General features: G+C 71.0%; 7 protein-coding genes. 5 read left to right on the forward strand and 2 right to left on the reverse strand.

Translation table 11 applies throughout. The features are described from left to right. The first annotated feature begins 216 nt into the window (after positions 1-216). Entirely contained in the window at positions 217-1,227 is a 1,011-nt protein-coding gene (locus tag AB0B86_RS33260; RefSeq protein WP_357407336.1) for a hypothetical protein, read from the forward strand. 62 nt (positions 1,228-1,289) lie between these two features. Here AB0B86_RS33260 and AB0B86_RS33265 read toward each other — a convergent pair whose 3' ends face one another. After that, positions 1,290-1,973 (reverse strand): Tat pathway signal sequence domain protein, encoded by a 684-nt coding sequence (locus AB0B86_RS33265; protein ID WP_357407337.1) that lies wholly within the window; start codon positions 1,971-1,973, stop codon positions 1,290-1,292. A gap of 423 nt (positions 1,974-2,396) precedes the next feature. Between AB0B86_RS33265 and AB0B86_RS33270 the strand changes: the two genes are divergently transcribed. The 3 genes from AB0B86_RS33270 to AB0B86_RS33280 all read left to right on the forward strand — a co-directional run bounded on the left by AB0B86_RS33270 (position 2,397) and on the right by AB0B86_RS33280 (position 4,487). Further along, the gene (locus AB0B86_RS33270; RefSeq protein WP_357407339.1) at positions 2,397-3,161 is read left to right on the forward strand and encodes a TetR/AcrR family transcriptional regulator; all 765 of its coding nucleotides are present in this window, start codon (positions 2,397-2,399) and stop codon (positions 3,159-3,161) included. A gap of 185 nt (positions 3,162-3,346) precedes the next feature. Then, a complete protein-coding gene (locus AB0B86_RS33275; RefSeq protein WP_357407341.1) occupies positions 3,347-3,976 on the forward strand; it encodes a DUF6230 family protein in 630 nt (209 codons plus the stop codon). A gap of 1 nt (position 3,977) precedes the next feature. Next, on the forward strand, positions 3,978-4,487 hold the full coding sequence (locus tag AB0B86_RS33280; protein WP_357407343.1) for a DUF6114 domain-containing protein: 510 nt from the start codon (positions 3,978-3,980) through the stop codon (positions 4,485-4,487). A 1-nt stretch (position 4,488) separates the two neighbouring features. On the opposite strand, the gene murD is transcribed toward AB0B86_RS33280, so the two are convergent. Beyond that, positions 4,489-5,835: a UDP-N-acetylmuramoyl-L-alanine--D-glutamate ligase gene (murD, locus tag AB0B86_RS33285; protein ID WP_357407345.1), complete on the reverse strand. Its 1,347-nt coding sequence runs from the start codon at positions 5,833-5,835 to the stop codon at positions 4,489-4,491. Between the two features lie 81 nt (positions 5,836-5,916). Here murD and AB0B86_RS33290 point away from each other — a divergent pair, with 81 nt between their 5' ends. Continuing rightward, positions 5,917-7,266 carry a hypothetical protein gene (locus AB0B86_RS33290; protein WP_357407347.1) on the forward strand — a complete coding sequence of 450 codons (1,350 nt, stop codon included), beginning with the start codon at positions 5,917-5,919 and terminating at the stop codon, positions 7,264-7,266. The last annotated feature ends 496 nt before the right edge of the window (positions 7,267-7,762 follow it).

Raw genomic sequence — 7,762 nt, forward strand, 5'->3', positions numbered from 1 at the left:
CGAACTCAACGGACGACCACGCCAAACCCTCGACTGGCAAAATCCAGCCGAGGTACTCCACAAACACCTGGTTGCAACCGCCACTTGAAACCGCCCCCGATGGAGCCCCGGTATCAATGAAGCCGAGTCGATCACCTACCGAGCGGTGGGACTCCGACCGCCCGGGCTGACGGGTCGTGCGCTCGGGTCGTGCACGCCGGTCGGTACGATCCGACGGTGTCCGACCTCCCCGACCCGCCACGGCCGCGGCCGGTGCTCGTCGGGTCGGGTGTGCCGCTGCCCGCCGGGACCTCGGACACGTCAGCGCTGACCGACGGGATCGCGGGGTGGGCCGGTGCCGACCCGCTGCGCCGGCTGGTCGACCGTTTCGGCGGCAGGTGGCCGACCGGCGACCTCGCCGAAACGCTCGGGTTCCTCGACGACTTCTCCGCCACGCACTGGGACTTCCGGGGTGGCCGGGAGAGACCCGACGCGCGGGAGCCGGACCTCGATCAGGGCACCGTCGAGCTGGTACGCGCCACCGCCGCCGCGCTCGGGCTCGTCCGCCCCGTGCCACCGGCCCGGGCCGCGTACGCCCATCTGGTGGTGTTGGGCGGTCTGGCGCACGCCTGCCTGCGCCGCGTCGCGTACGCCGCGCACCTGCTCGACGGCGGGTTGACGGTGACCGGCGAGGTGGCGGTGCTGGGCAGCTTCCGCCCGCTCTCCGAGCGGGAACACCGGACCTTGACCGAGGCGGGGGTGCCCGGCTGCGTGACCGAGGTGGACGTCCTGGACGCGGCGGTCCGGATGGCGTTCGGCGTGCGCGCCCCGGCCGTCGAGGACGGGGTCGACGCGGATCACCCGCACCGTTCCTGGTCGTCACGCACGTATCTGCCGGCCGGCCTGCCACCGGTGCGGGTGCTCGCCGCGCCCTCCAGCGAACCGCACCGGCGGCGTGCCCACACCGCCGACACCCAGCGATTCTGGGCCGGGCACGTCCGGCTCGCCCTCGACGACGAGGTGCTGCTGGTGACCGCGCCGATCTACGTGCCGTTCCAGCACTGCGACGCGCTGCGCACCCTGGCCGTGCCGTACGGCTGCGGGATCGACACGGTGGGAGTGGACCCCGGCCTGGTCGATCTGGCCCGGCTGCCGGAGCCGACGCTGACCCCCGGCCGCTACCTGCAGGAGATCCGCTCGGCGATCCGGTCGATGCGCGCCCTGCACCGCGAGCTGACCACCCGCTGACCGGCTCGCCGCGCGGGGCCGGCGCACGGCTCGTCGCCGCGCACCGGCCCCGCGGACCGTTGTCAGTTCACGTAGACGGCGGCGTTGCCCTTGGTGCTGTCGCGCACTGGCGAGTAGGTCGCCGAGAAGTACGCGGTGTTGAAGCAGAGGGACGGGCCGGAGAACTTGGTGAACGGCTGGTTGGTGAAGGTGATCGAGTTGCTGGCGTTGGCCGCAGTGCCGGTGAGGCTGTTGGTGCTGGTCCGGTAGACGCAGTTGATCGTGCCGAGCAGCGAGTTCAGCACGACGGTGCTCTGGACCGGCGCCGCCGTGGTGCCGGAGATCGTGACGACGCCGGCACTGGTGACGGAGGTGGTGTACGGCAGGTTGTTGAGGGCGATGCTCTGCACCCCGGTGGTGCCGAACACGTTGGTGGTGCAGGTGCCGAAGCTCTGGGCGGTGAGACTCTCGGTGGCGGTGCCCGGGGCGATCGGGTTGGTCAGCACCTTGGCGCTGAAGCTGGACGCGGCGCACTTGATCCCGGTGGTGCCGGAGGTGGAGTTGTAGAAGGTGGCGTTGGTGCCGGTCTTGAGGCTGGCCTGGATGACGTCGTTGACGGCGACGGCCGTGCCGCCGGCCGTGGGGTAGGTCAGCACGTTGCCGGCGAGGGCTGCCGACGGGTCGGCGGAGGCCGGCGTGGCGGCGACGAGACCGGTCAGCAGTGCGAGGGCCACGAGGCCCCCACCGATTCTTCCGTACTTGAGCATGGTTCTTCCTTCCGGCGGTGGGACGGGAATGAGCGGACCGCACAGGCGGTCACCGCCGGGCGGGGCGCCCGGGCGGCGGTCAGGTACGTCCACAGTGGACGTTGATGGAGCCGGACGGTCGTCGGGACCGGGCGGCGGTGGCGGCGGAGTGCCGGACGGCGGTCAGGGCCGGCCGGCGGCCGGTGGGGGCGTTCAGTGGGCGGGCCAGCGTGGCGCACCGCGACGGAGTCGCCTCACCTGCGCCTTCTCGGCCTTGGGAGGGTGCTCGTGTTCGGCGATAATGACAGCCATCGAGCCCTCCTTCGACGAGTCAGGGCGGCCATCCGGGGAGATCACCATAGGTAACTGGACACCAACGGAGCGTGAAGAAAGTTATAAACCCCGGAGGGTCGCAAAGTCAACGCATCAAAAGAGGTCAATGAGTTGACCACGCAGAGCCACCCGCACCCAGCGTCGGTACCCCTCCCTGGCGCGCGTCCCGGTCGCGACCCCGACCGCGCGATCAAGCGCGGCCCGCGCCGGGTCTCCGCCGAGACGGTGGCCGCGACCCAGCGCGACCGCCTCTTCGACGGGCTCGTGCACGAGGTGGCGACGAAGGGCTACGACAACGCCCGGGTCAGCGACATCTGCCACGCCGCCGGGGTGACGCGCCCGGCCTTCTACGCCCTCTTCACCGGCAAGGAGGACGCCTTCCTCGCCGCGTACCGACACGGCATCGCAGTGGTGTCCCAGCTGATGGACAGCGCCTACAGCGAGGCCGGCCCGGCCTGGCCGGACAGCGCCCGCGCGGCACTACGCACCCTGCTGGAGGTGCTGGCGAGCGTGCCCGCGTTCGCCCGGATGGCGCTCGTCGAGGTGGACGCCGCCGGCCCGGACGCCCGCCGGGAACGGGACGCGCTGCTCGGCAGCTTCCGCCGGTTCTTCGCCGACGCCGGTCCCGGACCGGAGGTCACCGGTGTGGACCGCGACGCACTTGTGTCCACAGTGGTTGGTGGCGTCTACGCCACCATTCGCGGGCGCGTGGCGCAGGGCCGGGCGGCGGAGCTGCCGCACCTCCTGCCGGTGCTCACCTACGCCGCCACCGCGCCGTTCCTCGGCACCGAGGGCGCGGCTCGGGCGACCCGCCCGATCCGCCCGGACGACGGCCCGAGCACTACCGCGCCGTGCGTGCCGACGCCCCACTCCTGACCCCCCGGTCGGAAACCGCAGCGGTTTTTCACTTTGGCCGCATTTGACAAATGCCGCGCAACTGGCTGCTACACGCTGTTGACCCAACATTTACTCGGCGGTAACTTCGGCTCTGCGCCTAGATAAGCAGCATCCCGGGTCGCAATTCCCATTGTCGCTGATAAATGATCTCTAAGGAGAGCGCCATGTCGGAGGAGACCGCAGAAATCGAACCCGGCCCACCGCGGAGCGGTGTGCGCTGGCGCCGGTTCGCCGCCGCGTTCGGCACCGTCGCCGCGGGCGCCGCCGGCATGATCATGCTGACCGCCCAGGGCGTGCTGGCCGCGCAGTTCGCCATCTCGGGCATGCCGTTCACCGTCACCGCCGACAAGCTCACCGGCACCGGGTTCGAGCAGTTCGCCACCCTCGACCACATGATCGAGAACAGCCCCAACGAGGGCGACACCGGCGGGCAGGTCCTGGTGATGGTCTCGGCGATCGACAAGGCGGAGCTGACCAACCTGTGCCAGAGCATCAACCTGGGCGGCGTCTTCCTGAAGATCACTGCCGGCAACGGCGACAAACCGGTCAGCGCCCGGACCCTGGTGGTCGACGGTGACGAGATCGCCGGCAACGCCGCCTTCAAGAACATCGACATCGGCCAGGATGCCAGCACCCTGGACAAGGTGCCCGGCGTGAAGGGCAACCCCGGCGTCTTCTCCCAGCAGGCGGACTCGATCGTCATCGAAAACCTGCGGCAGAACAACTACGCCACCACGGCCGCCGTCTTCAACCTGCCCAACCTGCGCATGGCGTTCACCCAAGACGGATGCTGACGTGAGCGCGAAACGACACCAGGCTGCGCCGGCCGTCCGCGGATCCCGCGGGCGGTGGCGCCGCTGGCGGCGGGGCCGCCCCTTCACCGCCGCTGTGCTGATCGCCCTCGGCGGCGCGGAGATGCTGGTGACCCTGCGCGCGCCGCTCGGGGTGCTGCTGCACGTCGGGCCGCAAGGGCTCGCCGCGTACCTGGTACCCACCGTCCTGGTGCTCTGCGGGGTGCTGCTGATCGCCAACCCGCAACAGAGGGTCTTCTACTCACTTGTCACGCTGGTGCTCGGGCTGGTCTCCTGGCTGACCTCGAACCTGGGCGGTTTCGTGATCGGGATGCTGCTGGCCCTGCTCGGTGGGGCACTCGCATTCGCCTGGACCCCGAACAAGGACCGCCGCCCACCGGTCGTCGCGGCGCAGCCCGACCCACCGGAGCCGAGCGAGTCCCGGAACGACGCCGACACCGTGCTGCTGCCCGGCGTGCAGGCGCCGGACCCGACCCCGGCCGACCGGGGCTGACTCAGCCGGCGGTGTCGGCGACGGCCTGGGCGAAGACCTCGGAGCGGTGCTCGAAGTTGCGGAACCGGCCGTAGCTGGGCGCGGCCGGCGACAACAGCACCACCCCACCGACCGGGGTCACCTCCCGGGACAGCCGGACCGCGTCCACCAGGTCGTCGACCAGCTCGGTCCGCACCTTCGGCAGGCCGTCGAGCGCCTCGACGATGCGGGCGCCACTGTCCGGAATGCCGATCACGGTGAGCTCCCGTTCGGCCAGGTGCTCGGCCAACGGGGTGTAGTCCAGTCCCCTGTCGTTGCCGCCGACGATCACCGTCAACGGTCGCCCCTCGTACGCGTCGATGGCGTGCATGGCCGCGTACGGGCTGGTGGCCAGGGTGTCGTCGACGAAGGTCAGCCCGGACGGGTCGGTGATCTCGGTGAGCCGGTGGGCCAGCCCCTGGAATTCGGCTACCGCGACGGCGAGGTGGTCCTTCTCGGCCACCACGTCGATGCCGAGCGCGGCGAGCACGGCGAGCGCGACGCACAGGTTGCCCTCGTTGTGCCGGCCCACCAACGGCAGCACCGCGCGCGGGAAGAGCGGCTGGTCGCCGCTGTGGAACCACTGGGTGCCGTCGATGCCGGTGGCGACGTGCGTGGTGTCGGGACGGCCGGCCCGGACCGCTGGCAGCTCACCCAGCTCGGCGGCGAGCCGGGGGTCGCCGCCGTTGACCACTATCGTCTGCGGGTCGTGGGCGAGCAGGTTGAGCTTGTCCCGGTAGTACTCCCGTTCCCCGCCGTGTGCGTCCAGGTGTTCGGGGAAGAGGGCGGTGACCACCGCCACCCGGGGCGAGTCGGTGAGGTCGCTGCACTGGTAGCTGGACAGTTCCAGCACGTACAGCTCCGCCTCGGGCAGGTCCAGGGTCGGCACCCCGATGTTGCCGCCGAAGACGTTCGGCCGGCCGGTCGCGGTGAGCAGGTGACTGATCAGGCTGGAGGTGGTGCTCTTGCCCTTGCTGCCGGTGACCCCGACGGTGCGCGCGGCATGGTCGGCCATCCACAACGCGGTGCCCTGGGTCACCATGACCCCACGTCGGCGCAGCTCGACCAGCCACGGGTGGGTCTGCGGCACGCCCGGGGAGCGGACCACCACGTCCGCGTCGGCCAGCCGTTCGAAGCCCGCCTCGCCGGTGACCAGCGGCGCCGCCTCGGCCAGCGGGCCGTCCCAGGGCAGCGACAGGAAGTTCGCGCTGTCGTCGACGGCGACCAGCTCGGCCGGGCCGTGCGCGGCGATCGCTGTCACAGCGGCCCGACCCTCCCGGCCGGTGCCCCAGACGGCGACGGTACGTCCGCGCAGGTCAGACAGGCGCACGGGGCTCTCCTCGGGGTCACGGCGGCGGCAGGGCGGGCCCGGTCCGGACACGGCCGGACGAACCAGGGCCTAGTATGGCGTGTGCCCAACGAGCAGCTCCGGCGGATGGACGCCTTCACCTTCCCGTCCTACTCGATCGACTTCGCCACTGGCGAGGTGTTGTTCGACTACGCGCTGACCGGCAGTGGCGGCGAGCAGCGATTCACCGAGGTGATCACTCTTCCGCTGCCGGCGGAGCCACCCTCGGACGAGACGGTGGCGACCCTCAACCGGGTGCTGGAGGTGCTGCACCTCGTCGCCGGGGTCAGCTACTACAAGACCGCCGCGCCGCCCCGGCTCGTGCTGCCGGCGCCGCTGGGCGCGGCCACCGTCGACTACGTCACCGCCATCTACACCAAGGGCCTCGCCGAGTACGCGTACCGCAACCAGTTGCCGCACGTGCTTCAGTTGCGCCCGGAGGTGCCGGCCGGCTCACCGGACGCACCCCGCGTCTACGACGACTCCGATCGTCGTCCGCTCTCGGCGGTCGGCGGCGGCAAGGACTCGATCGTCAGCCTGGAGGCGCTACGCCAGGCCGGGTTGGACCCGGTGCCGTTCTCGGTAAACCCGAACCACGTGATCGTCGCGGTGAACGAGGCGTCCGGGCTGGTTCCGTTGGCCGCCCGTCGGCGGATCGACCCGGTGCTGTTCGACCTGAACGCGGCCGGCGCGCTCAACGGGCACATTCCGGTGACCGCGATCAACTCGCTGATCGCGGTGGCGACCGCGGTGCTGCACGGGCTGGGCCCGGTGGTGATGTCGAACGAGCGCTCGGCGTCCGACCCGAACCTGGTCTGGGACGGTCACGAGATCAACCACCAGTGGTCAAAGGGTGTCGAGGCGGAGGGGCTGCTGCGGGCGTCGCTGGCCGAGCACGCCGGCCTGACCGAACCGTACTTCTCGTTGCTGCGCTCGCTGTCCGAGCTGCACATCGCCCGACTGTTCGCCGAGTTCACCAGGTACGACGACGTGGTGACCAGCTGCAACGCAGCGTTCAAGCTGCGCGGCGCGACCGAGCGCTGGTGCCGTGACTGCCCGAAGTGCCGCTTCGTCTTCCTGGCCATGGCACCGTTCATGCCGCGCGAGCGGATCAGCCACATCTTCGGCGGGGACATGCTCGCCGACCCGGCGCAGATCCCCGGCTACCGCGAGTTGCTGGGCGTGGACGGGCACAAGCCGTTCGAGTGCGTGGGCGAGGTCGAGGAGTCGGTGGTGGCCCTCGGCCTGCTCGCCGAGCAGGACCAGTGGCGCGACGCCCCGGTGATCCAGGCCCTTGTCGACGCGGTGCCGGCGACGGCCTGGTCCGCGGTGGCCCACTCCGACGTCTTCACCCCCGGTGGCCCCAACCACATTCCCCCCGCCTACGCCAAGGCCCTGACTCCCCTCCTCTGACCCGGAAAGTAGACCTACCTCCCGGTCAGCGGCCCTGCGCGAGGCGACGCAGCCCGGGCCAAACCCCTACCCCCACCCCGCCCCAGCCCGGGGCGGGTGTCGCCGCCCAGCCCATCACGGGTGCCGGTGCACTACGGCATTCATCCAGCCCACGACGCGCGCCGCCGCCCCGGCGTCCATCCAGCCCGGGGCGGGTGTCGCCGCTCCAGCATCCACCCCGGGCCACGACGCGCGCCGCCGCCCCCGGCATCCACTCCGGCCCACGACGCATGTCGGTGCTCCTATGGAGCTGATGTCGTAGACGAATCGGGGCGTGGTCGACCTCGACAGCACCGATTCGTTTGCGACATCAGCTCCAAAGCGCGCTCGACCCACCTGCCCACCCAACCGCGCGGGCGGTCGCGGGAGTATGGATCTAACGGTGTTTCCGGCCTGACCTGCCAGGCGTTGTGCCTGGTGAGGAGGGTGCCGTGATGACCGCGACACTGAACGACCA

The sequence above is a fragment of the Micromonospora sp. NPDC049047 genome, assembly GCF_040649135.1.
GTDB lineage: Bacteria > Actinomycetota > Actinomycetes > Mycobacteriales > Micromonosporaceae > Micromonospora.